The sequence below is a fragment of the Halorubrum sp. Atlit-8R genome (assembly GCF_003666025.1).
In the GTDB taxonomy this organism is placed as follows: domain Archaea; phylum Halobacteriota; class Halobacteria; order Halobacteriales; family Haloferacaceae; genus Halorubrum; species Halorubrum salinarum.
On record NZ_QPLV01000082.1, the window covers coordinates 1 to 436 of the forward strand.

The window sequence follows — 436 nt, forward strand, 5'->3', positions numbered from 1 at the left end:
AATATTCTCATCTACGGGAAGACCGGGACCGGGAAGACGGCAAGTGCGAAGTTTGTCAGTCAGGAACTGGAGTCTACCTCGCAGAAGTACGACGTTCCGTGCGAAGTCGAGTATATCAACTGCGAAGTGACGGACACACAGTATCGCGTGCTCGCGCAACTCGCGAACAAATTCATCGAGAAGAACATCGAACGAATCGAGGCAGAACAGGACCGCCTCGACGAGATGCGCACGCGGGCGACAGAAGACCCGAACGCGCTCGCCGATACGCCCTATGACTCCATCGCCGAGATAAACGAGCGCGAGGAGGAACTCGCCGTCGACGCCGACGAGATGGAGACCGTTCCGATGACGGGATGGCCGACAGACCGTGTCTATACGACGTTCTTCGACGCCGTCGATTACAAAGAGCGCGTGGTCGTCATCATGCTCGACG

At 57.3% G+C, this 436-nt stretch carries 1 protein-coding gene; it reads left to right on the forward strand.

What is annotated here, in order from left to right:
• Positions 1-436, forward strand: a 436-nt coding sequence (locus DVK05_RS16665) for an AAA family ATPase (protein WP_121564966.1), incomplete at both ends; no start/stop codon positions are given.